At 57.6% G+C, this 26142-nt stretch carries 20 protein-coding genes; 15 read left to right on the top strand and 5 right to left on the bottom strand.

Annotated elements, in window-relative coordinates; translation table 11 throughout:
* The first annotated feature begins 474 nt into the window (after positions 1–474).
* The 5 genes from H8B13_RS20005 (at position 475) to H8B13_RS19985 (ending at position 6092) form a co-directional block, all read left to right on the top strand.
* Positions 475–990, top strand: a complete 516-nt coding sequence (locus H8B13_RS20005) for a BfmA/BtgA family mobilization protein (protein WP_187312594.1) — start codon at positions 475–477, stop codon at positions 988–990.
* A 48-nt stretch (positions 991–1038) separates the two neighbouring features.
* Positions 1039–2070: a DUF5712 family protein gene (locus H8B13_RS20000; protein WP_187312593.1), complete on the top strand. Its 1032-nt coding sequence runs from the start codon at positions 1039–1041 to the stop codon at positions 2068–2070.
* Between the two features lie 35 nt (positions 2071–2105).
* Positions 2106–4361, top strand: coding sequence for a TraM recognition domain-containing protein (locus H8B13_RS19995; protein WP_187312592.1), 2256 nt, complete (start codon positions 2106–2108; stop codon positions 4359–4361).
* 79 nt (positions 4362–4440) lie between these two features.
* A complete protein-coding gene (locus tag H8B13_RS19990) occupies positions 4441–4713 on the top strand; it encodes an antitoxin VbhA family protein (RefSeq protein WP_187312591.1) in 273 nt (90 codons plus the stop codon).
* Positions 4713–6092 (top strand): Fic/DOC family protein, encoded by a 1380-nt coding sequence (locus tag H8B13_RS19985; protein ID WP_187312590.1) that lies wholly within the window; start codon positions 4713–4715, stop codon positions 6090–6092. Before H8B13_RS19990 ends, H8B13_RS19985 begins: the two co-directional genes overlap by 1 nt.
* Before the next feature lie 48 nt (positions 6093–6140).
* On the opposite strand, the gene H8B13_RS19980 is transcribed toward H8B13_RS19985, so the two are convergent.
* Both H8B13_RS19980 and H8B13_RS19975 read right to left on the bottom strand, forming a co-directional pair.
* Positions 6141–7073 (bottom strand): toxin-antitoxin system YwqK family antitoxin, encoded by a 933-nt coding sequence (locus tag H8B13_RS19980; protein ID WP_187312589.1) that lies wholly within the window; start codon positions 7071–7073, stop codon positions 6141–6143.
* Positions 7074–7152: 79 nt separating this feature from the next.
* On the bottom strand, positions 7153–10116 hold the full coding sequence (locus H8B13_RS19975) for a DEAD/DEAH box helicase (RefSeq protein ID WP_187312588.1): 2964 nt from the start codon (positions 10114–10116) through the stop codon (positions 7153–7155).
* A gap of 260 nt (positions 10117–10376) precedes the next feature.
* On the opposite strand from H8B13_RS19975, the gene H8B13_RS19970 reads away from it, so the two are divergent.
* The 5 genes from H8B13_RS19970 to H8B13_RS19950 all read left to right on the top strand — a co-directional run bounded on the left by H8B13_RS19970 (position 10377) and on the right by H8B13_RS19950 (position 17605).
* A complete protein-coding gene (locus tag H8B13_RS19970) occupies positions 10377–12434 on the top strand; it encodes a tetratricopeptide repeat protein (protein ID WP_187312587.1) in 2058 nt (685 codons plus the stop codon).
* Positions 12431–12763: a nucleotide pyrophosphohydrolase gene (locus tag H8B13_RS19965; RefSeq protein ID WP_187312586.1), complete on the top strand. Its 333-nt coding sequence runs from the start codon at positions 12431–12433 to the stop codon at positions 12761–12763. Before H8B13_RS19970 ends, H8B13_RS19965 begins: the two co-directional genes overlap by 4 nt.
* 8 nt (positions 12764–12771) lie before the next feature.
* The gene (locus tag H8B13_RS19960) at positions 12772–14628 is read left to right on the top strand and encodes a DUF2075 domain-containing protein (RefSeq protein WP_187312585.1); all 1857 of its coding nucleotides are present in this window, start codon (positions 12772–12774) and stop codon (positions 14626–14628) included.
* Between the two features lie 20 nt (positions 14629–14648).
* Positions 14649–16538: a DUF2075 domain-containing protein gene (locus tag H8B13_RS19955; protein ID WP_187312584.1), complete on the top strand. Its 1890-nt coding sequence runs from the start codon at positions 14649–14651 to the stop codon at positions 16536–16538.
* Positions 16539–16633: 95 nt separating this feature from the next.
* On the top strand, positions 16634–17605 hold the full coding sequence (locus tag H8B13_RS19950; RefSeq protein WP_187312583.1) for an SMEK domain-containing protein: 972 nt from the start codon (positions 16634–16636) through the stop codon (positions 17603–17605).
* 212 nt (positions 17606–17817) lie between these two features.
* On the opposite strand, the gene H8B13_RS19945 is transcribed toward H8B13_RS19950, so the two are convergent.
* Both H8B13_RS19945 and H8B13_RS19940 read right to left on the bottom strand, forming a co-directional pair.
* Positions 17818–18831 carry a tyrosine-type recombinase/integrase gene (locus H8B13_RS19945; RefSeq protein WP_187312582.1) on the bottom strand — a complete coding sequence of 338 codons (1014 nt, stop codon included), beginning with the start codon at positions 18829–18831 and terminating at the stop codon, positions 17818–17820.
* A gap of 428 nt (positions 18832–19259) precedes the next feature.
* Positions 19260–20870, bottom strand: a complete 1611-nt coding sequence (locus tag H8B13_RS19940) for a hypothetical protein (RefSeq protein ID WP_261990483.1) — start codon at positions 20868–20870, stop codon at positions 19260–19262.
* A gap of 417 nt (positions 20871–21287) precedes the next feature.
* Between H8B13_RS19940 and H8B13_RS19935 the strand changes: the two genes are divergently transcribed.
* From H8B13_RS19935 to fdhA, 5 genes are all read left to right on the top strand, one after another.
* Positions 21288–22130 (top strand): helix-turn-helix domain-containing protein, encoded by an 843-nt coding sequence (locus H8B13_RS19935; protein WP_187312581.1) that lies wholly within the window; start codon positions 21288–21290, stop codon positions 22128–22130.
* An 89-nt stretch (positions 22131–22219) separates the two neighbouring features.
* On the top strand, positions 22220–22780 hold the full coding sequence (locus H8B13_RS19930; protein ID WP_187312580.1) for a YbhB/YbcL family Raf kinase inhibitor-like protein: 561 nt from the start codon (positions 22220–22222) through the stop codon (positions 22778–22780).
* A gap of 78 nt (positions 22781–22858) precedes the next feature.
* Complete coding sequence (locus H8B13_RS19925; RefSeq protein ID WP_187312579.1) at positions 22859–23302, top strand: OsmC family protein; 444 nt, start codon at positions 22859–22861, stop codon at positions 23300–23302.
* A gap of 28 nt (positions 23303–23330) precedes the next feature.
* Positions 23331–23741: a GlcG/HbpS family heme-binding protein gene (locus H8B13_RS19920; protein WP_187312578.1), complete on the top strand. Its 411-nt coding sequence runs from the start codon at positions 23331–23333 to the stop codon at positions 23739–23741.
* A gap of 82 nt (positions 23742–23823) precedes the next feature.
* The gene (gene fdhA / locus H8B13_RS19915; protein ID WP_187312577.1) at positions 23824–25017 is read left to right on the top strand and encodes a formaldehyde dehydrogenase, glutathione-independent; all 1194 of its coding nucleotides are present in this window, start codon (positions 23824–23826) and stop codon (positions 25015–25017) included.
* Positions 25018–25121: 104 nt separating this feature from the next.
* Here fdhA and H8B13_RS19910 read toward each other — a convergent pair whose 3' ends face one another.
* Positions 25122–26093 (bottom strand): alpha/beta fold hydrolase, encoded by a 972-nt coding sequence (locus tag H8B13_RS19910; protein ID WP_187312576.1) that lies wholly within the window; start codon positions 26091–26093, stop codon positions 25122–25124.
* Positions 26094–26142: the final 49 nt, after the last annotated feature.

The raw sequence follows: 26142 nt of genomic DNA, 5'->3' as shown, positions 1-26142 counted from the left end.
GCATTACCATCAGCCATGAACCAACATTTGCTTTGCTCAACAACAGAAAAGCAGAATTGCAGAACTGTAGGTGAAAACGCTGGCGGCGCTTAAAAACACTGCCCACTTAATCTGACGCGGGTTTGACAAGAAAGTCTCCATTAAAGGCGACGCTTTTCAGCGGCCGATTTCTGCAGCAAGCGGCCGGCAGGGAGCGGTCCGAGGATGCTCATTGCGGCGGAGCAGGAAGAAGAGGATAAGGAAAACATCCCGCGGGCTAACACGAGCTAGGCTAGTTGCGTACTAGCTTTTAAATAACTTTTTGCTAATGCATTGTAGTCTTAGCAAGAAGAACAACTCATTATTAGTGCTAACGCACTATGATTGAGTTGTTTATAAATCAGCAGAGCTGATTTATGGGCCATTAGGAGCTAAGTGTCTGATTTAAAGTAGAAAACGTGGCCCATAAGGCTGCTAAACCTCTAGGAATGCACCATGAGTAGTGAGCTACGCAAGCGAGTAACCCTGGACAACAACGCCCACCGGAAAGCCGAGGCCGCCGCCGCCGAAGTGGGCGCCAGCCTAGGTGTCTATGCCAGTGCGGCGGTGGAATATTTTGCAGCCCGGGGGCTGGACCCGCGCGAGACCGAAGCCCGGGAGGGGCAGCTCATCATGCAGCAGATAAAGAAGCTGGGCGACCGGGTATTCGGCTTTCTACAGGAGCAGGAGCGCACCCTGCTCACGGCCATGCTGGAAGAAATGCTGCGCACCCGCCTCACGCTCGAACGGGTGCTGCGCCTGAATGAAATCCTGGTCAACAACCTCAATTCGCAACTGGAAACGCTCAATGCCGACCAGCTGCAGCGGCAGCAGCAGGCGCTAAAAGTGCTGCGTCAGCGCAACGAGGAAGCGGTAGAAAAGCAGGTGCGGGAAGCGTTGGAAGCGGCCCAAAAAGCAGGGCCGGGCAAGCGCATGAAGGCAACGGAAAACCTGGTAGGGCAGGGGCAATAGGGAAGAAAACAACCGCCAATCCGCCGCCGAATACTAGCCCTACCCCCGATGTACGTCAAGCTTATCAACCCCAAAACTCACGGCAAAGCTGCCTATACCAACACCGGCAGCTGCGCACAAACACTCAATTACCTGCAGCACGAGGCGGTAGGGGAGGGGCAAGAAGCCACCTTTTTCAGCGCCGACTCCGACGAAATAAACGCCGCGCAACTGCGGGATTCCATTGACACCAACGTGAAAGGGCTGCGGGCCACGGAGGCTAAATTCTACTCCCTGGTAGTGAGTCCGAGCGAGCAGGAGCTGGCTCACATCGGCAGCGACCCCGACAAGCTTCGGGCTTACACCCGGGAGGTGATGAGCCAGTACGCGCAGAACTTTGCATTGCCCAGCGGCCGGCAGCTGGGCAGCAAGGACCTCAAGTGGGGGGCCATCCTGCACCAGGACCGCACCCACCGGGGCACCGACCCCGAGGTAGTAGCCGGCACGGCCAAGGCCGGGCAGAAGCGGGCGGGGCTACAGGCCCACGTGCACATCATCGTGAGTGCCCGCGACAGCGAGCAAATGCTGACCCTCAACCCCGGCGGGCGCCGGCAGCGGTTTGATTTGATGCGCTGGCAGACGGCCGCCGGCCGGCAGTTTGAGCGGCAGTTTGGGTACGCGGCCCAGGCCCACGAAAAGCTGCGGCCCAAAGCCCGGGAACGTGACCCCAGCCGGGACGCTGGCCGGCTGGTGAAGATAGCCGAGCGGGTGGCCCGCATCAACCTGCTGGTACCCCGGGAGCAGCGCCTGGCAGCCGAGCGGGTGCAGGGCATTGCCGGGGCCCGGCATTTTGACAAGACCTTTTACCGGATGCTCAATAGGGTAGAGGAGCGGGCCCGTGATGGCCGGCCCATCGACAACGCCTTGCAGCTGCTGACCACCGGGCGGGAGCAAGCGGCCACTCCCCAGCGCCAGGCGGCCACGGCCCTGCACGCGGTGCAGCGCCTGGTGCGCAGTGCGCAGGCATCCCAGGAGGAGCGCACCGAGCAGGTGGCCGACAAGCCCGGGCGCCGCCGCGCCGAGCTGGACATCGAGATGTAAGCCGGCCATCCCTTACCCATTTTCTGAATTATCTGATGAATACTCAACCACCCCGGCCCGCGGCCAACACCCAAAACATCGTTTTACTCCTGGGGCTGCTGCTCCTGGGCTTGCTGGTCGGCGAGTGGTACGTGCTGCAGCATCCGGCTGAACTAGCCGCCGCCCGCGCGGCCCAGCGTCAGGAGCAAAGTGCGCCCGTTTTGACTCCCAAGCAGCGCGTGTTAGCCCGACTGACCATCATCAACCAGCAGCGGGCCGAAGCCCGGCGGAAGCGACTGCAGCGGCAGGCCGCGCCAGTGGTCGGGCAGTCGGCCGCCGAACTGGCTACCGCTACCGGCCGGACCGGCGACCAGGTGGTAAGCAGGGGAGGAGCCACTGCCCTCAGGGTGGCCACCGCAGGGCAGGGGTTCCGAGGCAAGCTGCTGGTAAAGGCCGGACGGTTCTACGAGGCGGGCGGCAGCGGGCTGCGGGGGCTGTTGCTGCTGCTGGCTATCGGCCTGGTCTTTGGGCAGCCGGCCCCCCAGCGCCAGACCGGACAGGCCCGGCGCAAGCCCTTGCGGGCCCAGGCCGTGCGCATCGTGGTGGCCAGCTGCGCAGCGCTGTTTCTGCTCAGCGCCTACGTGCTGCTGACCATGCCCTCTTATGGGTCCGGCTTTATCCGGGTGGGCTATCCGGTGGCGGCTACGCTGGCAGTGGCCAGTGGCTTTGTGGTGGGCATGCTGCGGGCCCTGACCAAAAGCCCGGACTTCGGGCTGAGCGTGGAGCGCAAGAAGGTGGAAACCCCGGACGGATTTAACCTGCCCACGGAAGGGGGCGGTTGGGTGAACGTACCCAACCCTTACCGGGGTGTGCTGGTGCTGGGTGGCGCCGGGGCCGGCAAGACCTACTCCATTGGGGAGCCCGTCATCGAGCAGCTGGCAGCCAAGAATTTTGCCGGTCTCATCTACGACTTCAAGTTTCCGGTACTGGCCGAAACGGCCCAGAAAGCGCTGGAGCTGGCCGGCCGCCGGCAGAGCCCGCCGCGGCTATTACCCAACGGGGAGCCCGAGCCGGCGGTGGTCTTTCACGTCATCAACTTCCGCGACCTGGAGCGCAGCGAGCGGGTGAACCCGCTGCGGGCGGCGGACATGCCGGTAGTGGCGTTTGCCGAGGAGTACTCCCGGGCCATCATCAACAACTTAAACCCGGCCAGCATCCGCAAGATGGAGTTTTTCGACATCAGCGCCGTGGCCTACCTGACGGGCATCATCTGGTTTTACAAAAAGCACTTCCCGGCCTACTGCACCATTCCCCACGTGGTGGCCACGGCCGTGCACAAGGACTTCAAGCACGTGCTCTCGATGCTGGAAACCGACCCCGAGTGCGCTGGCATGGTGCGCAGCATCATCACGGCCGTTGAGCAGCGGGCCGAGAAGCAGGTGGCCGCCGTCGTGGGCACACTGCAAGTGATTCTGAACCGGATTAACTCCCCGGAAATCGTCTGGGTGCTCACGCCCGATGAAGAGGCAGGGGAGGGGTTCTCGCTGAACCTCAACGACCCGAAGGCGCCGGCCCTACTGTGCATCGGCAACGACCCTACGCTTAAGGAAACTTTCTCGCCAGTGGTCAGCTGCATCATCACGGTGGCCATCAAGCTTATGAACCAGCAGCACAAGCACCGCAGCTACGTGTTCCTCGACGAGGCCGCCACGGTGTACGTGCCGGGGCTGGAGCTGCTGCCGGCCACGGCCCGCAGCAACAAGGTGGCCACCATCTACATGACCCAGGACCTGGCGCAGATGACTGATGCCTATGGCCCGGAAAAGATGAAGGTGATGGTCTCCAACCTTAACAACCAGTTTTTCGGCAAAGTCAACTCGCTCGACACGGCCAAGTTCATCTCCGAGCTCGTGGGCCGCGAGGACAAGCAGATGCACAGCACCAGCACGGGCAAAAGCCAGGGCGGGGGCGGCGGGCACGGCAGCCACAGTTCGAACCTGAGCACCAGCTACCAGGAGCGCAACCTAGTGCGGGTGCAGGACGCCATCGGCCTGCAGCAGGGCGAGTTTATCGGGCAGACCGTGGAAACGAAGCAAACTTTCTTTCAGGGCGTTATCTCCCGCACCGATGCCACGCCGGAGCGATTTCCGCTCCATCCGGTGGCCACCTTCGGCGCCGATGAGGAAGATAGCGCCGCCACGCTGTCCGAGGTCGTGCAGGAGAACTACCGGCGGGTCAGCCAGCAGGTAAAAGAAACCCTGGCCCTGCATGTAAACACCTTAGCAGGAGGCATAAAGAATGAGGTGGATTAGCCTCAAAAAGCCCGTTAAAAGCGACGTTTAGGTCCTTTTTACTGTTGAGTAAGTACCTCGTACCTACACCCCAAACCCTATGATGAAGACCTTTTTCACGCCCGCCCCGGCCGGCCTGAACCCGGAGCAGCTGGCCGCCCGCCAGGAGCGCGAGCGGCACGCCAATAATTCCATTGCCATCCTGATGAGCAACGGCCCCGCGCCCAGCCCGGAGGCCCTGGCCATCATGCAGCGGCACGTGGACGGCGAGATAAGCATCGAGGAGGCCATTGAGCTGACCGATGCCATGCTGCTGGCCCGCTACCGGCCGGGAGGCGACTCCGCTACTTCTGAACCTAACCCTGCGCGCTGATGGTTGCCAACGACCGCTTCAGCGACGATAACGGGGTGCGGCTTAACCGGCTCGGCATCACCGACCCCCAGCAGCTGGCCCAGGCCGAAACTGATTCCTCACTGCTGCGCCTGCAGCGGCTCAACGTGCAGGGCGGCATACCAGATGGGCGCTACGACCACGCCCACCTGAAGCAGGTGCACCAGAAGCTGTTTGAGGGCGTCTACCAGTGGGCCGGGGAAACCCGGGCCGACCGTGAGTTTCAGGGGCACAAGCCTACGTACGTTACCGGCTTCCGGGAAACGATGACCTACGCGCCCTACAAGGAGATTGAGTTGCGCCTGAACGCCATCGGCGAGCAGCTGGGCAAGGAAAACAACCTCAAGGGGCTGTCGGAGGAGAAGTTCGCTGAGCGCGCCGCCTACTACCTCGACCAGTACAACCACACCCACGCCTTTCGGGACGGCAACGGACGCACGCTGCAGGCCACGTTTGTGCAGCTGGGCAAGGAAGCCGGTTACCAGGTCGACTTCGCCCGCATCGACCCGGCGACGCTGAACCGGGCCCGCGACCTGGCCATGGTGCGCCCGTACGCGCCCCAGGAAGCCGAGAAGAACCTGCAGCCGCTGAAGGCCATGTTTCAGCAGGTCATCAGCCCGGCGCCGGGTCTCGAAGCGGAAAAGCTGCGCGACCCCAGCCAGGCGCGGCCAGTTGCCCCTTTATCCCCGGAGATGAAAGCCATGGATGCCCGCCGCGAGCTGGTGGTGACGGGCTACCGGATAATGGACATCGTGGCCAACATGCCCGGGGCTGGTAATTACGAGAAGGGCGTAGCGGTCGGGAAGGGGGTGGAAGCGACCAACCTGAATCCAGCGGCTGTTCAAACCCACCTGACGCAGTTTCAGCAGGCGGCGGAGAAGATTATCAAGCATCCGGCCTTGCAGGGGCCCGACGCGCGGCAGGACCAGTCAGATGCTAAGCGGTTCCGTGCTGCGGCTGAGCAGGTGAATGAGCTGGCAATCAACAAAAGCCTTGCTGTTGAAGGGCCGCGTAGCTCAGGTCAAGTGCTGCGTACCCACGAGGAAGCGCAGGCAGTTTTTAAAGCAGCTGCTGCTCAGGTAGCCGTAGGGCTACGTGAGCACAGCCAGGCGCTGGCAGCAGCCCGATTACAGGAAGTAGTAAAGCATGTAGAACGTACCCCTTACCTCGGCGGATTGAACCGAGAAAATGTAGGTAAAGCGATAGACGCGGCCGCTCAGGTGCCGGCATTAAGCAACAGCTCGGAGTTGAGCAATTTAAGGAGCGCTGTTGGAGTGCTGGAAAGAGAGTCACCAGGGGCAAAGCGTATTGCCCAAACACCTTACACCCCAGAACGGGGCACTAAGGAACTAGAGCGCTAGCGGCGAGAAAGTAGCGAAGGCTAATATTCGGTGGGTCCTCACGCCAAGTTATTGACGGTTTGCCAAGAGGGCGTTAATGGTGAGCTTGAGCCGGGCCGACGTGCGCATATTATCGTTCTGCACAGCGAAGTACAGCTTTCGTGTGCCGGGTGGAATAACAAGTTCTCTGGTTTCCTGTCCACGGTTAACAGCTTGCTGAAAGCACTGGCCAGCGGGCGGCATCGTGCCTTTAGTAGCATAGGTGGTAAAGGGAACGGTCAGCTCTTCGTCATCGACAATAAAGAAGCGACACTTGGTGGTCACTGCCGGGGCTGCCTTACCTTCGGAGGACAGGGCTTTGGCGCCGACAGAAAGCAACAGGGCAGGTCCGGCACCGGTAGGGGCTGTGGCGATGGAGGCAGCCAAGGTCAGCGCCGTGGTCCAATTGACCGGTGGCTGGTCTTCGTCCCGAATGTCAACTTTGTAGACAATGCCTACTGTTCCTGTTGGCAAGTCAATCGTGATGACCTGCCGGGAGCTGCCGGTGTTATAGTAGGAGTGCAGCTTAACGGCGTCAGTGCTCAGCACTTCCTGCCAAACATAGGAGGTTTTGATTTCCTGACCGGTTTCGCGCCACTCGCGGTAGTCGGCCTGTTGCACCCCTTGCAGGAACGTGCCTTTGAAATGCAGCTTGCCGTTCTCGTACCAAGCGGTGCACAGCCCAGAGGCTTTGTCCGGCTTTTCCTGCAGCAACTTGCCCTCGAACTGCTTTTTCCACGACGGATAAAAGTAGTCGCGTACGGTGCCCACGGTGCGTCTCTGAGTGTCGTGCCGGGCGACGCGGGCGTAGACCCGGTCCTCAGGATGGGTGGTAGTTTCCCAATCGTGGTCAAAGTAAGCTGTGTCAGCGGCAATGACTGGGGAGGGAACGGCCGATTTTTGCGCCAGTGCAGGGACGGATAATAATAGAAATAAACCTACAAGAAAGTAGCTGTTTTGCATAAAGTGAATTAGCGTGTAGAAAGAGTAGAAGTTGGGCAGTGTAAAACTAAGAAATGATACTCCTTGATGTAGCTAAGGCTTATGCCGCCCCAATCACTTTCATTGGTTCACAGTTGTTGTGAACGATGTAGTCGTTGGCCGCAGCCAATACATTACCCGTGGTCTGTGTAAGTTTTGACTTAGATATGCCAGGTTGCACTAAGGTGATGGTATAGATAGAACCAACGGCTTGTATCCGGTCTTCTATGGTATCAAAAATGGATGCGTCCCCAATCACAAAACGGCTAGCGTCCTTACGAAATCTTCGTTTCAAATTCTTCAATAAAGCTCGCGGCTCTTCAGTCCATTTAATGGATTTAGTGACCTGGGAGCATACCTCATAAACGTCTCCAACCCGCTCGCCTGCCTTTGTTGCTTTAGTGGCCTTGCAATGCACCAATTCAACAGTGATCAACTTGCCCGTATCCTTAAAAAGGACAAAGTCTGCTGTCTCCCCACTTCCGTGGTCATAAAGCACAACATCGTAATCAGTCGGGGTAGCTGCGTACAGCTGCTTTAGATGATCGTGGATGGAAACATACCCACGTTTAGCTCCTTCGTATTCCTTGCTAACATCAACTTTAGCCGTTTCCCAATCATATGGGTTTATTTGACTAATGTCGAAAGTAATCAGGCTAGCAGCGTCTTTCTTAGACAGCTGATTTCCATTCAATCGGGCGAAGTCTGCTGTGAACAATTGAAGAGGGCGTGTCCTTAACCTTTCAACCAAAACCGCTCTCTGATTGCCGCTTACCAAGAAAATATCGCCAGCGTTCGCACTCAGTGGATAAAACAATTCCGGATTGCTGAATGAAAAGCCAATTTCTGCTTCAAAATTGTCGTGTAGCAGTCGGATAACCACTTCTGTTGCCGTCGTCCTGGTTAAATCTATCTCCAACTCGACTTCCAACTGCGGGACTCTAACCGCTGCACCTGTTGCATCTTCAAAGGCCAGTTCGACCGGCTTTTCATAAGACATGTCATTCCAACGAGCCGATATGATGTTGGCTGGTATGGAGGTAATGGTGATGGGCGTCGACAGATGGTCAAGTCCCGAGTTGGTTGAATGATCCAGAACCGATCTAATTTTTTCAGCTTGAGATTTACACCAAATGACCAAGTTGGGCACTTGGATGTACTTCAGACTCCATACTTTGCTGCTGCTACTATAGCCAATCGTAACCGACTTACCTCCTTCCGAACCGCCACCGAATACGTGGCCACGTTGGTAGTTCTTGCCGTCCGTCTTTGTGACCGATTTGGAAGCATTCGGACCGGAATACACCAAATAAGAGTTAGAAGTGACACTGTCCTGCGTTTTACGCATGCCGACATGGTAAAACTTAGTTTCTGAGATACCAGCCGTCACTTTGACGATGTCGGACATGGGCAGCCCTTTAGTGAAAGCACCTATGATTGACTCGCTAACCAAATCATACAAGTCATCGCTCTTAGCACTGGAATTGATAAAAAGCAGTTTGTGCTCTTCATTCCAGTAGAGGATGAGCAGGTTGTACTTAATCGTGTCAAAAACATCCAAGGTGGTCCACTTGGGCGATTGCTTCTCCTGCGTGACGATGATAGCCGCGGAAAGCTCGGGACTGTAACTGCGATAGACCAGCTTGTTTGTGCTTGGAAACTCAATCTCACGCTCCAAATCTGGAGTGAAAGCCGGCGCATAGATTTTGACGTGCAGAAACGGCTTCAAGCTATACAGTGATATGTCAACAGTCTCTTCTGTGGACTCGGTGGGCGCATTAAACTGGCTGAGCATTTCTCTAGTAACCACCTCCTCATCTATTCGGGAAGCGCTCAGATTCTGAATAATGTCCTGCCAAACAGCGCCTTCTTTGTAGAGCTTGCCAATTTCATCCTCAATCTCATTCGGGAGGGCGACAAACTTTGCCAGCCCAATGTCGCTGCTGTTGGTTCTGGCAAACCGCCCGATGAACTGCAGAGTAACCTCCAAGGATCTATGAGGTGTATGCACCGCCGCAATCTTCAGGTTGGGAAAGTCAAATCCTTCTCCCAACATATTGACGCATACAATGCCATCCAACTCTCCCTTTTTTAGCTTGGTAATGGTTTGCTTGATGTAGCCATACGTTAAGCCACTATGGATAAGTCTCAGCTTCAGGCTGGTGTTTTTTTCGTAGAGTTCATGGAGCTCTTTTGCCCGGGACTTTCGGTCCGTGCGAACCATGATGTAGTGCTTTAGGCCATTACGTCGATCTTCAGTAAAAATTTCAGCGGCTCTGGTGGCAATGGCCAAGTCAGAACTTGCAAATCCATGTTCCGCAGCGGCCTCAAATTTTACCTGACCGAACACTCTGCTCTCGAAGGATTTGCGGAGGGGGTAAGAAAAGATGAAGTCGCCCTTTATCTCTTTTTTGTCGCGCCGAAATGGTGTCGCTGTGAAGAGTATCTTTTTGGCACTTGGCAAGGAATCCAGAATGGCCTGCCAACTGCCGGCCGCGCTGTGGTGCGCTTCGTCCACCAGAATCAAGTCAAATAACCCTTCAGGTACTTTTGCTACCTCCTTAATAGCGGGACTTACGCTGTTAGGTGTGCTCACGACGACATCATATTGGTCCATGGCAAGCCAGTCAGCTTCCGTCTTGACGTAGCCTTCTACCTCGTAAACACTGGGATTGTCTGCGTCAGGCACCAAAACTGCGTCGAGTGCTCCGATTTTCCGCAAGACCGCTAAGTCTTTATAATCATCGTGGATTTGGCTTCTGACCAGCCGGGAGGGAGTAATGACCAAGACCCTAGTTGCCCGCAACAGAAAAGGCGTTAGCATCAACACAGCTGTTTTTCCCGAGCCCGTAGGCATAGTGACTACCGCTGGTGTTTCTTTCAGAACGAAGTGGGCCGTAATGGCCCCCATAGCCCCAATCTGGGAATCTCGGAGACCGTTTTTGGCTTCTTGGACGCCTTCTATAGCAGGAATTGCAAGGGGGTAGCGGATGGCAATGTGACGATCCAAGAAATAAGACGACATGGCTAATTGACGAAAAGCGAGGGATAGATTGTTTCTAGCCTCATTTTTCTACTGTTAGGTCAAGCGTTGGCCACCAAAACCGTACTTTTGGTTTAGCATTTTGCTGCTCAGTTTGCAGAAGGTCGAAACTATATAGACGCTAAAGTAGCCGTTTCCAATGACCAATGGAGGAGCTTAACGCTGGCTTTTACTACTCACACTCCGGATTGGCTGAATCGGATACCAGTATTTGGATTATCGGTTCGTCCTAGCTTAAGTACATGACAATCCTTCACCAAGTCAACGACTTCTTATACAGTCTTTTTCCTGAAACCGAGCTCTTTGGCCAAGACCCAGACCGTTTGGCTGAATACCTGACTGACTATTATACCTATGGGCCTTACCGGCCCAAAGTCATGGTGCAGGAGGGAGTGGTGACCGTTTTAATTGATACCCGAGCTATCGATAACCAGCAGGGCGAGTACAACAAAGTGCTTAAGATGTGCGAGGCCGGCCAGTTCGCGCAGGCCCTGCCGCGCCTGCGCAAGCTAATTGAGCAGAACCCCACGGTTTCCGAATACCACCGCGTCCTGGGGCAGGTTTTGTCCGAGATGGGCAGCAGCGATGCAGCCATCGATGCGTTGATTGATGCGTTGCGGTGGGACCCGCGCAACGGTTACGCCTTAATCATGCTCGGCAACATTTACGCACGCACCAAGAACGACATCACGGCTGCCAACAAGTTCTACGACCAGGCCCTGGCCGTCAACCCTAAGGACTTCATTGCCATCAACAACATCGGGGGCAACCTCATGCAGTTGGGTCGGGCCCAGGAGGCGCAGCGCTACTTTGAGATTGCCCACGAAATCAACCCCAATTACCCCAACGTGCTTTACGCGCTGGCCATGACGCGCCAGCAGCAGCGCGACTACACTGGGGCGTTCGGTTTCGCGTCACAAGCCCTGCGTAATGCCGGCGCCGGCGACCCCATTCGAAAAGCCTCCCTGGCCTTGCTCATGCAGACGGCCAAGCAGCAAGCCGGCAGCACCAACACCTTCTCCCTAGCCGACGAGTACCAGGAGAGGTTGGAAGCCGCCTCAGCTAAGGAAATCCGCGTCGACGCCGACGAGCGCATCCCCACCGCGGCCAAGCTGGAGGTAGCGGAGAACTACAGACGTCCTTACCACCAGATCTGGTTCAAACCTAGTTACCCAGCTGTCAACCATTTGGTCATGCACGAAATGGTGCACTTAGACTTCATAGTGCAGGCCCGCGAGGAGGGCAACAATTTGCTCTTTACCACAACGGGCGCTGCCAAGCAGGCTTTTACCAAGACGGCCCTGCCGCAGCTCAAAAAACTGGAGAAAGCCGGATATAGCGAGGGCAACATCACGGGCTTCATTGATTCTGTTTACGACGGAATGATGCGCCAGATGTATAATGCGCCCATCGACTTGTTCATTGAGGATTTTCTGTACCGCGAATACGAGGAGCTCCGGCCCACCCAATTCCTTTCCCTCCACAAGCTGCTGCTCGAGTACATCGACGCCGCCCGTAACAAGCAAGTGGCTACCTTCTCGCCTCCGGCGGTGCACCGCGCCAACACGGTGCTCAACCTGGTAGCCGCCATCCATTTTAAGGAGCTATTTGGCTACGACCTAACGCGCGACTTCCAAGCCTCGGTGGCTGACCTGAAAGAAGCCCAGCGCCTGTGGAAGGAGTACGAGGAATACCGGGCTGACCGCCAGCCGGGCGAAGAATACGAGCTGGTTCAGCACTGGGGCAAAGACCTGGGCATGGCGGCCTACTTCGAACTGAAAGATGAGGCCAGCGTCCGCGGCGACGTGGCCACCGGCTGGGCCCAGCCCGAAGGTGCCCGAAACCAGCCCACTGCCAACGCAGACTACACCGCCGAACCTAACGGCGAGCAGTCCCCCGAGGAAGTACTGGCCGCCATTGAGCGCGACCCGCTTGGCCTTGATACGCCGCCGCCAGCTGATGCCCTCAAAGAACCTCTGAGCTACGACGACAGCCCGGCCGGCCAGATGGCCGTCATGTTCTACTGCCTTGACGCCCTGAAGTATTTTGCTAGTGTCTCGCGGGACCAACTCCAAACCGTCGCCTTCGAAATTGCGCTGCTGGGTCGCTCCGGACTGGACCCGAACAACCGCACCAGCAAGTACAACCTCGCGTCGCTCCCTGGCAAGACATTCTCGGCGCTGCAGCTGCTTGCTTGGATGTACACCGGCTTTCAGGAGCTGGAGCCGGGCATGGACACCGGTCTGGATTTCGCCAAAGAGCTTGAAATGGCCCGCACCATGGCAAGCGGCAAGTCATGAGCGAGGCCATTGACCAAATTCTGGCGCAGCTGCGCCAGTTTCGCGACGACCGTGACTGGGCGCAATTTCACAATGCCAAAGACTTGGCGCTTGCCCTCAGCATCGAAGCCGCGGAGCTTAACGAGCAATTTCTATGGAAGTCGGCTGAACAAGCCAATCCGGACCGGGTGCGGGAAGAATTGGCCGACGTCCTGCTCTATGCCTTCCAGTTAGCTGACCTCTACGGTTGGGACATTCCGCAGCTCATGCAGCAGAAAATAGCCCGCAACGCCGAGAAGTACCCCGCCGACAAAGCCCGGGGCAACGCCACTAAACACACCGAGCTCTAGTCCTTTTCATGATTGTCTACCAAAAGTCCAAGGCCGAATTTCGCGACGATGTATTCTCCAACAACGTCGAGAGCATCATTCAGGCCCAGGTTCTTCAAAAGCTAGGGCACCGCACCGGCCAGTCCGAAATCAACTCCTGGCGCAACTCCATGCAGTACATGGACCGCGTGCTCGGCGACGCGAAGATTCCGGACGATAGCGGCGTCAGCATCGAATACCAGTTGCCTTATTCTGGCTTGCGCATTGACTTCGTGCTCACGGGCCAGGATGCCGACGGCGCCGACAAGGCCATCATCATTGAGCTCAAGCAATGGTCCGAAGCCAAGGCCACCCCCAAGGACGGCGTAGTGGCCACCTACATCGGGGGCGGTATTCAAGATGTCAATCACCCGTCATATCAGGCCTGGTCCTACGCGGCTTACCTCGAAGGCTTCAACGAAACCGTTTACGAAGAGAACATCAAGCTGCTGCCCTGTGCCTATTTGCACAACCACCCCGACAACGGCGTGCTCACCACTGGCCACTACGCTGCCTATGTCGCCAAAGCGCCCCTGTTCTTTAAGTCTGATGCAGCGAAGCTGCGGGACTTTATCTGCCAGCACGTCAAGCAAGGCGACCGCAGTGGCATTATGTATCGCATCGAGGGGGGGCGCATCAAGCCCAGCAAACAGTTAGCCGACGCACTGGCGGGCCTCATGAAGGGCAAGCAGGAGTTCATTCTGCTCGATGAGCAGAAGGTGGTGTATGAAACGGCCCGCAAGCTGGCCGCCAAGGCCACCGACCAGGCCAAGCAGGTGCTCATTGTGCGGGGCGGCCCGGGCACCGGCAAAACCGTGGTGGCCATCAACCTCCTGGTGGCCCTCACAAAGCAGGGACTCAACGCCAAGTACGTCAGCAAGAACTCGGCTCCCCGCAAGGTCTACAAGCGTAAGCTCACCGGCACCGTACGCGGTACCCTCTTCGACTCGCTGTTCGTCGGTTCCGGCGCTTTTCTCGCCACCCCGGCCAATACATTCGACGCGCTGATAGTCGACGAAGCCCACCGCCTGAACGAGTTTTCGGGTATGTACGGCAACTTAGGCGAAAATCAAGTCAAGGAAATTATTGAAGCCGCGAACTTCACCGTCTTTTTCTTGGACGAAGACCAGCGCATCGCGGTGCAGGACATCGGCAGCGAAGAAGAAATCAGGCGCTGGGCCACTCAAGCCGGGGCAGAGGTCCACGTAAAGGAGTTGCACGCCCAGTTTCGTTGCAATGGCTCGGATGCCTACATGGCCTGGCTCGACCATGTGCTCGACATCCGCGAAACGGCCAATCCCACGCTCGATGCCACCGACTACGATTTCCGTGTGGTCGACACCCCCGATGAATTGCAGCAGCTCATTTACCAGAAAAACGAAGAACGCAACCGCGCCCGCATGGTGGCCGGCTACTGCTGGAAATGGGTGAGTAAGAACGATGCCAGCCAGCGTGATTTTGAGCTCAGCCCCACCTTCAGACACCGCTGGAACCTAACCTCCTACGGCAGCCACTGGATTGACGAGCCGAATTCAGTCACTGAAATCGGCTGCATTCACACCACGCAGGGCTTGGAAGTGGATTACATTGGTGTCATCATTGGTCCCGATTTAGTGGTCCGGGATGGGGAGGTAGTAACGGATGCATTGGCCCGGGACCAGTACGATACCACTGTCAAAGGCCGCAAGAAGCTGCTGCAGACCACCGATGGGCCTGCACTACTCGACCTCGTCATTAAAAACACCTACCGCACCCTGATGACCCGTGCCATGAAGGGATGCTACGTGTATTGCACCGACCCCGAAACCGCCGCTTATTTGCGCCGCCGCATTACCCAGCCAGCATAGGAGAGAGGTAAGCCATTCCTATGAGACTCTACGCCGGCTCTTCTAATGAATTCATAGCTGCCACCACCCATAATTCTATTGTAGGAACCCTCAAAGCAGCCTTTTTTGCTCACTACCGCACCGAGCCGCAGCCCAACGAGGTAACGTCCTGGCACAACTCCTTGCGTTGCGTGAGCCGAGTATTTGAGGATGCTGGCCTGCTCGACCACGGTGTCCTGCTTGAATATCAGCTTCCCCTCACATCCAAGCGCCTCGACTGCCTCATCTGTGGCCACGATGCCAATCAGCAGAGTCAGGCCGTCATCATTGAGCTAAAGCAGTGGTCCAATAGTCAGCCCTCAGCCGGCTCCAACGAAGTGGTAACCTGGCTCAATGGCCAGCTCAGCGACGTGCTACATCCCTCAGCCCAGGTTGGCCAGTACTGCCAGTACCTCGCCGACGTGCACACCGCCTTCAATGGCACCGAGGCTGCCATTGGCCTGCACGCCTGTGCCTATCTCCACAACTACAGTTTCCAGTCGGCCGACGCACTACTCGAGCCCAAGTTTACCCAGCTGGTATCTGACTATCCGGTCTATGGTGCCCAACAGTCCGTCGACTTAGGACATTACCTCCAACAGCGACTGGCTGGCGGCAACGGACAGTCTGTGCTGCAGCGCATCGACGCCGGCCGTTACCGTCCCAGCAAGAAGTTGCTCGAGCATGTCGACAACATCATGCGAAAGAAAAGCAGCTACGTGCTGCTCGATGACCAGCTGCTCGTGTACGACCGAGTCCGCACGGCAGTACTTGATGCCCACGAAAACCAGGTCAAGACTTCTGTACTTGTCAAAGGTGGCCCCGGAACCGGCAAGTCCGTTATTGCGCTGCACTTGCTTCACGACTTGTTACGCCGTGAGGTCAAGGCCCACTACGCCACCGGCTCCAAAGCCTTTACCGAAAACCTCCGCAGTCAGTTTGGCTCCCGTAGTAACGGCTTCTTTACCTACTTCAATGCCTACGGCCACGCCATCCCAAACTCACTCGACGTGGTTATCTGCGACGAGGCCCACCGCATCCGCAGCTCCAGCAATTCCCGCTTCACCCGATCCGAACAGCGCAGCGACTTGCCCCAAGTAGAGGAACTGCTGCAGGTGGCCTGGGTATCAGTGTTCTTCATCGATGACTTCCAGCGGGTGCGTCCCGGCGAAATCGGCTCTTATAACATACTCAAACAGGCCGCCGAGCAGCAGGGGGTAACGATAGCAGAGTTCAAGCTAGAGGCCCAATTCCGGTGTGCCGGCTCCAGCGGCTTCATCAACTGGTTAGATAACACCTTGGGCATTCAGCGCACTGCCAACGTGCTGTGGAACGTGAGTCAAGGCTACGACTTCCAGATAATCTCGTCCCCTGTTCAGATCGAGGAAATGCTGGAGCAGCGTCGCCAAGAAGGACACACCGCCCGCATGGTGGCCGGCTTCTGCTGGCCCTGGTCCGACCCGTTACCCGATGGCCAGTTGGTTGAGAACATCATCATCGAAACCGACGAGTTCAGCTACTACCGTCCGTGGAATGCAAAGGATAACGCCGGCCGCCTCGCGGCTGGCATTCCGAAGACTTCGCTGTGGGCTACCGCGCCTGGCGGAGTCAACCAAGTGGGGTGTATCTATACCGCTCAAGGGTTCGAATTTGACTACGTAGGGGTCATCGTCGGCACCGATTTAGTTTACCGTCAGCAACAGGGCGGGTGGCTAGCACAAGGAAGCGCTTCATCGGACACTGCCATTAACAATTATCGCGTGCGCCCTCAGGAGCAGCTAGAGTTCTTGCGCAACACTTACAAAGTACTGATGACTCGTGGGACCCAAGGGTGCTACGTTTACTTTCAAGATGAAGAAACAGGCCGATTCTTCCAAAGCCGGATGGAGTAGTTGGATTTTATGTACTTAAAGTCGAGTAATCGCTAAACCTTTGTCATTTTTTACTCATTCCCTCAGTTTGGAAGCCTAAATCATTCACTTTTCTCATGATAACCAGCGGAATAATAATCGGTAAATTGATTGACGATTTAAGTCAACTTCAAAATCAAATCGAGTTACGTAATCAACTTGGACTTACTGACTTGAATAAGTATTGCGAAGATTTTATCAAGGATGTTTTGAATATTTGTTATGGATACAATCTAAAAAACCTCAATGCCTCTCACGTTAACTCGCCAGGTCTCGATTTAGGTGATGTTGGTAACAAGATCGCTTTTCAGGTTACTTCAACTAGTAATTCAACAAAAGTAAATGATACTCTTAAAGCTATAACCCCGCAACAGTTAGCTGTTTACCCAAATATTAAAATTATAATCTTAGGAAAAAAGCAGTCTAGTTATACTGCTGTAGTTCCTGCGAACTTAGTCAATGGCTCGTTTTCAGTAAATGATATCTTAGAAATAAAAGATATCTGTAAAGAGATGATATCTATTCCATACGACAGACTATATGATCTATATAAACTGTTTGAAAAGCAGTTTCATTTAGTTATTACAGAGATAGAAATCCCCAATAATGAAGGTAATTATCCTACCTCTTTCTTGAATAAGCTAGAAATTGCGCCTAATACAATTTGTGTGAATGCCAATAAGTTTTTAGCCAACTACAGGAATAGGACATTGCTGGATGTAAAAGAGGTCTTCAACAACTTAACTAAATTGCCTCGAATAAGTCGTGATTTTCTGATTACTATTATAGAAGCCAGCGAATCAGATGGTGATGGAAATTTTGAAATAAGTTACCCAGAATTGAAGCGTAAACTACGGGTGTCAAAAGCGGAGATAAGAGAAGAATTGACAATTTTATCTTCACGGGCCTTCATACACGAAGTTGATGAAGAAAATCGAGTACAGACTAAGTTCGTTAAAACTACTGCTGATATTGTTGATTATGGGATCAATAATGCAATTTTATCCAAATTGTTAGTTGCTCTCGATTTCACTTTGTTAGATAACTGATTTGTTTGTTTACTAATCTTGGATCATTTATGATCTTAGTTATGAATGAGCTGCTACATCTATCTATAATTCTAATTACTTAATAATTCAGCGTCAATGCCACATTGCAAGCTTAGTTATTAAGTAATTAGAGTTCGAGTGTCTCACTGGGGAATACATTATAATGCTCTTCATAACCTATCACTGACCTTCCCGTCTAATGCATTATGGCTTTATAAGCCCAAGTTCTGGGCAGCGTTAAAGGAAACTACGTCATCTAGTCGCGAATAGCGATCAATCATGGCATCGGTTTTCTGCTTGGTTTGATTTTTAATAAAACGGTTCGACTGACCACGTAGTACCGACACCGTAATAAATGAGACGCGTAGTGAGTGAGCAGAATAATTCTTTTCTGGGACTTTGTGCCCTTCCTCATCGTGGTTCAGGTGCAGCTGTACTAAACCATTCACGCGTAGGGCTGACAGCCGCTTTTGCGTGGGTAGCGCTTCGCCCTTGACCTTGCCGCGTTTGAGTGAGACAAACAGCGGCCCAGTATCGCGGCTTAACTGTTGGACCCAGGCGCGGGTGCAGCGCACTGGACAGAACGCGGCAGTAGAAGCATAAAACACTGCTTTATCTTCGGCCTCTCCCAACTGGTTGCTTTTGCTTTTGGTCAAATGTACAATTAAGGCTCGCTCCGTAAATTCTAGGTGCTCTACGTTCAAGGCCACGAGCTCGGAACGACGGAAAGCGCCAGCGAAGCCCAGCAATAAGAGGGCTCGGTCACGCAGGCCAGCTGTGGTCGTAACGTCCAGGCGTCGGATGCTTTCCTTGAGCTCTTCCACTGTGAAGGCGGGCGCCTGCTTTTGACGCTTCCCCAAAGTGCGGGTGATGCCCTCCAGTACCAAGTCCAACTCGTCAGCATGAACAGGCGACGGGTAGCCGCGCAGCTGGTGGTGTTTGTGGATGGCGGCCAAGTGTCGCTTAATGGTAGAAAGCTTGCGCGGGATGTCAGCCAAGTCAGCTACGTACCTTGCTATAGTCGCCACATCGGCCGGCAGTGGACACAAGCCGTGGAGTTCGCAGTACTCCCCAAAGTTTTTCAGGTCGGCTGAGTACGCCAGTACCGTGTTGTCAGCGCCCTCTAAGCCGAGCTTGATGTAGCGGGCCACGTTGCCGGCAACTGTCGATAGCTGGGAGCCCAGCGCCTGGGGCTGCTCAGGAATTCGGGTGATTTCCGTGCTCATGTCGGCGAAGATACTTTAGGTATCATAATTAACACTTATGATACCTAAACTTTTGAAAGGTCTTCGAACCGCTTTGAAGACTTAGGTCCGGGAATGAACAGTTATGGAACCTAAGTTTTGCAGAGTAGAACAACTTTAAAATTGTGTTCCCCCAATGGCACGTTGACAACCCTTAATCAGCAGCTGCTGGCGTGCAGTACCTTTTCAACGCCAGACACAGGAGGCCCCTGGCCTTAAATGCCCCCTCCTATGGGCACCGCTAGTCGGGCGACGCTCCGTTCTTGTTTGCGGTCCTGACCGAAAAAAATACACGTCCTGTTTCCGTCCGGTTACTTTAACCCCCCTCAACCACCCAGCCGCGCACAAAAGAGCCGGACCGCCTACTAGGCAGTCCGGCTACATTGCTTAAGGGTAACCCGCGGTTTGACCTACCGACGCATGGCCACGGCTTTGTCTGGCCCCGTGTCCAGGCTTTTCAGGTACGCGACGAGCGCCGTTCGTTCTTTGGCGCTGACCACGTAAAACGGATGGGGGGCGCCTTTGCCGCGGCTGGGGTTGAGCAGGGCATCCATGCTGGGCACGGAATTATCGTGCAGGAATACCGGCTTGCGGGCCAGGTCGAGCAGCAGCGGCAGGGCATTGCCACGAATGCCCCCGCCGGGGCTGGCGTCCACCACAATCATCTTGTCGTCGAACGTGCCCGGCGCATTCTGAATGGGCGTGAGCGGCGGCTGGCGCTGGGCCAGCACCTTGGGCTTGTAGTCAGGGTAAATCTGATTCATCGGAATCAGCTTGGTCAACACCGGCTTGCTCTGGTCGGTGTTGTGGCAATTCGTGCAGTTGTTCGAGACAAACAAGGCGCGGCCCTGGCCCACGAGGGCGGCATCCGTAACCACGCCTTTCGGAGCTGCCAAGCGGGAAACATAGGCGTTCAAATTGCGCAGCTTCTGCTCGTCGACGCGCTTGCCGGTGGGCGTGGGGGCTTCGCCGGGCTTGCCTGCCGTGGAAGAGGTGACGTAGGGGAAGCCCGTGACGCCCGTGGCGGCCAGTACTTTAGTATAGTCGGCCAGCATGGCGTCCCCGCCGGCCCCACCCAGTACGTGGATGAATTGCTTGCCGCCGGGCGAGAGCAGGTTGCTTTGGTCGAAGAGGGCGGTGTAGACCGTGTTGTTGAAGTCATCCAACTTGTCGTTTTGGCCGGAGCTGCCGAAGGGTGCGGCCAAATCCTGGCGGAAGAAAGGCGCGATGTGCACGGGGTTGCCGTTGCCATCGGGCGAGTCGTCAAACGTCCCAACGGGGTAGAATTTGGGGTTGCTCAGGTAGGCATCGACCTCGGCTTCGGTCGAGGTGACGGTGAGGCCCTTGGGCGCGCGGCCAATGGTGCTGCCGTCGGGCTGTTGCAGCTGCAGCGTGGTGAACAGGGCCCGCGAGTTGGCGGCGGTGGCCAGCAGCTTGCCCACGTTGAGCTGGTGAGGCGTGGGTCCGTCGATGCGTTTGCCGATGCTGCCCTTGCCGCCCAGGTCAAACATAGACTTGTCGGTCACGGCGTGGCACAGGGCACAGCTTACGCCCACCAGGGCCCCCTTGGGCACCATGCCGATGACGGCGTTGGCCTTCACCAGCGCATCCATCGTGGCTGGGTCGTTGAGTTTGGGCGCTTTGGCCGGCGAACGGTCGGTTTTCAGCTCGCGGACGAAGGCCACTTTCAGGTCGGCGGGCATGGCGTCCACGTCGAAGCTGACGCCGGCCTTCAGCGCGTCAAGCACCGTGAGCTTGGCCGCCTTCATGCCTTGGGGCATGCGCACGGCGTTGGTCCAGAAGCCCTCGGTGCCGAAGGTTTCGTTTCGAAACACGTCCCGGCCCGCGTCGGCATCGCCGGTTGAACCCGCCACCGCAGGCGCCGTCCCCGTCGAATCGGCGGCCGTCTGCCCGGTGCCTTCCGTCGTCTTGGTGGAATTGCTCTGGCACGTAGCCAGCGTCAATACGGTAAGTGCGGACAGGCCCAGGGTGGGCAGCCGCCAACGCGTAAAAGAAACCATAGCGGGTTGGGGTGAAAGGTGAAAACACAACGTTCTTCGGCTAACGAGTCCCTTATCTGCTAGGTTGTTGCGGCTAAGCGTTTATACCGGTGTAACAACCCAAAAAAACAGAAGCGGGCGCCTGGCAGCTATTCACTACGAACGGGAACGCCCGGCCTTATTTCTTTCTCAGGAAGAGTTGGAACCAGCGCCGAAAAAGCTTGTCGCATCTCCGCTTTGACACCCTGTTTTCTACACCCAACAAAAGGTCAGCCGCTAGCCGAGCCGGTAGGGGCCTGCCGAAAAGAAGGAGCGTCTACGCGCAGATTCCCGTCCGCCGGGTCGTGTACATGGCGGCTTCGCGACCGGGCCCACGTTGTGCAAGCCGGCGTAAAGCCGGATATTGCACCGTCTTTTGCCCTTGCCAGGCCCTACTCTTTGCAAACCCTTCCGAACGACTTTGGCCCTATCACCGGCCCGCCTGCTGCGCTGGTGGTGGATTACCGCATCCAGGCCCCTTGCCGCAACAACCGGATTCAGCTCTCGCAGCACGTGTTCAGCTTCCTGCTCGACGGCACCAAGGAGCTGATTACGCCCGGTCAGGCCGTGCTGATTGACAACCGGCAGTTTCTGCTCATCCGGGCCGGCAACTGCCTGATGAGCGAGAAGCTGGCCCCCAGCCAGACCTACCGCAGCCTGCTGTTTTTCTTTCCCGACGCGCTGGTCGAGCGCCTGCTCCAGCGGCAGGACCTGCGCCCCGCCCCCCGTCCCGCCACCGACGGCTTCGTCGTGCTGCCCTACGATGCCTACGTGACGCACTTCGTGCAGAGCCTGCTGGTGCTGCAGCAGGCCCCGCCCGCCGTGCAGCAACGGCTGCTGCCCGCCAAGTTCGAGGAAATCATGCTCTACCTGCTGGCCCGGCAGGGGCCGGCCTTGCTGGACCAGCTGCGGCCGGGGCGGGCGGCGGCCGCGCCCCGGCAGCGCCTGCGGCAGGTGGTGGAGGCCAACGCCCTCAGCCAACTGCGCGTGGCCGAGCTGGCGTTTCTGTGCAGCATGAGTGAGTCGACGTTCAAGCGGCACTTCGAGCAGGAATTCCACACCTCGCCCAGCCGCTGGGGCCAGCAGCAGCGGCTGGAGCACGCGGCCTACCTGCTCACGGCCCGGCAGCAGCGCCCCACCGACGTGTACGCCACGGCGGGCTTCGAGAACCTGTCGAGCTTCACCCAGGCGTTCAAACTGCACTTCGGGCGCACGCCCAAGCAGTTTCAGCAGCCAATATGAGCGTTTAGCAACACTTTTTGACCGCCCACCGCTACCGGTCCGGGGGCGGCGGCGGATACTTTTGCGGAGTATCTAGACCTCCGCCTTTCATGCGTACTTTTTCGCTTTCCCTGCTGGCCGCCGTGGCGCTCAGCCTTCCGGCGCTGGCCCAGGCCCCCAAAACGTTCACCCTGCGCAGCAACGACCTCGGCGGCCAGGCCACCAAGACCGAAGAGTTCAACAGCTTCGGCTGCACGGGCAAAAACCAGTCGCCCGAGTTGAACTGGGCCAACGCCCCGGCCGGCACCAAGAGCTTCGCCGTCGTGATGTACGACCCCGACGCGCCCACCGGCAGCGGCTGGACGCACTGGGTGATGTTCGACATTCCAGCCTCCGCCACCGAGCTGCCGAGCAACGCCGGCAAGCCCGCCGCCGGCCTCGCGCCCAAGGGGGCCATCCAGAGCGCCACCAGCTTCGGCATGCCCGGCTTCGGCGGCCCCTGCCCGCCCGAAGGCCACGGCCCGCACGAGTACCGGTTCACGGTGTACGCCCTCAAAACCGACAAGCTGGGCCTCGACGCCACGGCCACGCCCGCCGTGGTGGGTTACTACCTGTGGCAGAACACGCTGGCCAAAGCCAGCTTCGTGAGCTACTACGAGCGCAAAAAATAACACGGTGCGGGAAGGGTAGACACTTCTTCCGCCGTTACCTATCATCTCCCATTCAATCATTTTCATTCCCCCATTCTCATGGCAACTTCCCGCAGAGCAACCGCGGTGTGGAACGGCACCGGCGCCGAAGGCACCGGCACCCTCAACACGTCGAACAAGTTTTTTAACAACACGCCCTACAGCTTCAAAACCCGCTTTGAAAACGAAGACGGGGTGCTGGGTACTAACCCCGAGGAGCTGATAGCCGCCGCCCACGCCGGCTGCTTCGCCATGGCCCTGAGCTTCGCCATCGCGCAGGCCGGCTTCGTGGCCGACGAGCTGAAGGTGGACGCCAAGGTGGTGCTCGATGCCGTGGAAGGCGGCTTTGGCATCACGGGCATCACCCTCACGCTGGCCGGCAAGGTGCCCGGCCTGAGCGAGGCGCAATTTCTGGACCTGGCCAACGGTGCCAAGGCCGGCTGCCCCATCTCCAAGGCCCTGAGCGCGGTGCCCATCCACCTCGACGCCACCTTTACCGCCTAATTCTTTCGCATCCCATTTCCTTCTCTTTATGAACATCACCCTCACGCAAGCCGAAGCCGCAATTGCCGCCGCCAAGGTAAAAGCCGCCGAAATCAACACCAAAATGGACATCTGCGTCGTCGATGCGGGAGCCAACGTCGTCGCCTTCGCCCGCATGGACGGGGCCTGGATTGGCTCCATCGACATCGCCTTTAAGAAAGCGAAAACCGCCGCTTGGTTCACCATGAACACCGCCGACCTGGTGGATGCCGTGCAGCCCGGTGCCCCGCTCTTCAATATCGAGCACAGCAACGGCGGCCTCATCACCTTCCCCGGCGGCGTGGTGCTCAAGAACGCGGCCGGCGAGGTTATCGGCGCCATCGGTGTATCGGGCAGCTCGGTCGAAAACGACCACGCCGTGGCCGAAGCCGGCCAGCACGCCCTCGAAGGCCACCGCTAACTCCGCATTGCCGCCGTCATTTGTCATGCGGCGCATCGCGCCGCATGACGTTCTTTTTCCCACCCTTTTAACCCCCAGTAGTATGGCCAGCAACAGAGGCGTCGTGTATCTCGGACCCGGCAAGGTCGAGGTGCAAAGCATTGATTTTCCCGAGCTGAAAAACCCCAAAGGGCGCAAAATCACGCACGGGGTTATCCTAAAGGTGGTTTCCACCAACATCTGCGGCTCCGACCAGCACATGGTGCGCGGCCGGACCACCGCCCCCGCCGGCTTGGTGCTGGGCCACGAAATCACGGGCGAGGTGATTGAGGCCGGCGACGACGTGGAATTCCTGAAAAAGGGGGACCTGGTGTCGGTGCCGTTTAACGTGGCTTGTGGCCGCTGCCGCACCTGCAAGGAAATGAAAACCGGCATCTGCCTGACCGTGAACGAGGGCCGCGCCGGCGGCGCCTATGGCTACGTGGACATGGGCGGCTGGGTGGGCGGCCAGGCCGAGTACGTGATGGTGCCCTACGCCGATTTCAACCTGCTCAAATTCCCCAACAAGGACCAGGCCATGGAGAAAATCCGCGACCTGACCATGCTGAGCGATATTTTCCCGACCGGCTTCCACGGGGCCGTGAAGGCCGGTGTGGGCCCGGGAACCACGGTGTACGTGGCAGGCGCGGGGCCGGTGGGCCTGGCGGCGGCCGCTTCGGCGCAGCTACTCGGCGCGGCCGTGGTGATAGTGGGCGACATGAACAAGGCCCGCCTGGCGCACGCCCGCTCCTTCGGCTGCGAGACCGTGGACCTGAACGAGGACGCCACCCTGGCCGACCAGATTGCCCAGATTCTGGGCGTGCCGGAGGTGGACTGTGCCATCGACTGCGTGGGCTTTGAGGCCAGCGGCCACGGCACCCAGGCCAAAACCGAAGTGCCCGCCGCTGTGCTCAACTCCCTGATGGAAATTGCCCGCGCGGGCGGTTCCATCGGCATTCCGGGCCTGTACGTGACCGCCGACCCCGGCGCGGAGGACAAGGCCGCCAAAACCGGCAACCTGTCCATCCGCTTCGGCCTGGGCTGGGCCAAGAGCCATTCCTTTCACACCGGCCAAACGCCCGTGATGAGCTACAACCGCCAGCTCATGCAGGCCATTTTGTACGATAAAGTGCAGATTGCGAAGGCGGTGAATGTGGAAATTATCAGTCTCGACGACGCCCCCAAGGGATATGCCGAGTTCGACAGCGGCGTGGCCAAGAAGTTTGTGATTAACCCGCACCACTTGATTCCGGCATAACGGCTGGTTTGGCACATTGCCCCACGAACAAGGGCCGGATGCTCGCGAGAGCGTCCGGCCCTTGTTCGTGGGGCAATGTGCAAATGGCTAACTGGATGGGGTGACTACCTGTTGGCGCGTCCGGTTGGGTGTGCGGCTCCGTTGCGGCTCCGTTTCTGCCGCGACGACAGCAGCCAGATGCCGCCCGCCAGCAGCGCCAGCGCCGCGCCCACGGCCGCCGCCTTGGGCCCCGCCGAAGCACTGGCCTTGGTCGGTCGCGCCTGGGCAATGGAAGCATCGGTGAAGGCCTGGCGGCTGGTGGCCGCCAGAATCAGGCGCGTGGCTTCGGCGGGCTGGTCCCACTGCGGGAAGTGGCCGCACTGCTCGAACCAGTAGAGGCGGGCATCGGGGAATTTTTCCAGGGCCAGCTTGGCTTGGCTCGGCAGGCACACCCGGTCCTGCCGGCCCCAGCCGATGACTAAAGGCTCGGTGATGCTGCCCTTGGGCGCCGGCGGCTGCACTTCGCCGTGGGCCAACTGGTCGAGCAACTCGTCGAACGCGGGGGAGTGGGCGAAGGTGTGCATCTCGTCGATGGCCTGCTGCGAATCCACGGCCCAGGGCCGGGCCGAAAACTGGGGCAGCAGCACGGTGCGGCCCACCGCCGAGCCCGCCAGGGCGGGCATCACCGGCTGCAGGGCCTTCACCAGTTTTACCGACACGGCCACTGAGTGGTAGAAGAACGGAATTTGCCAGCCCTGCCAGAATCCCCCGGGGTCCAGCGAGACCACCGCGCCGAGCACGCCCCCGCGCCGGGCCAGCTCCAGCACCAGCCGGGCACCCATCGAGCTGCCCACGGCGTCAATCCCGAGCAGGTCGTGCTGGGTTAGAAAGGACGTGAGCGCATCGGCCAAGGTCCCAATGGATTGGAGGCCCGGGAGTTGAGGGGATTCGCCGTGGCCGGGCAAATCCACGGCTATTACGTCGCGTTCGGCTGCCAGCGCTTCGATAATGGTGTTCCACGAGCGCCAGCTGCCGCCGATGCCGTGAACGAGCAGCAGGGGACGGCCGGTGCCGCGACGGATATAGTGAAGGTCCATGAGGAAGGCGAATGAGTTGAGGGAGGCCAAGAAGGCCAAGTACACAAAC

The organism is Hymenobacter sp. BT188 (genome assembly GCF_014333585.1).
GTDB lineage: Bacteria > Bacteroidota > Bacteroidia > Cytophagales > Hymenobacteraceae > Hymenobacter.
This window is presented reverse-complemented; position numbering and strand designations above follow the sequence as displayed.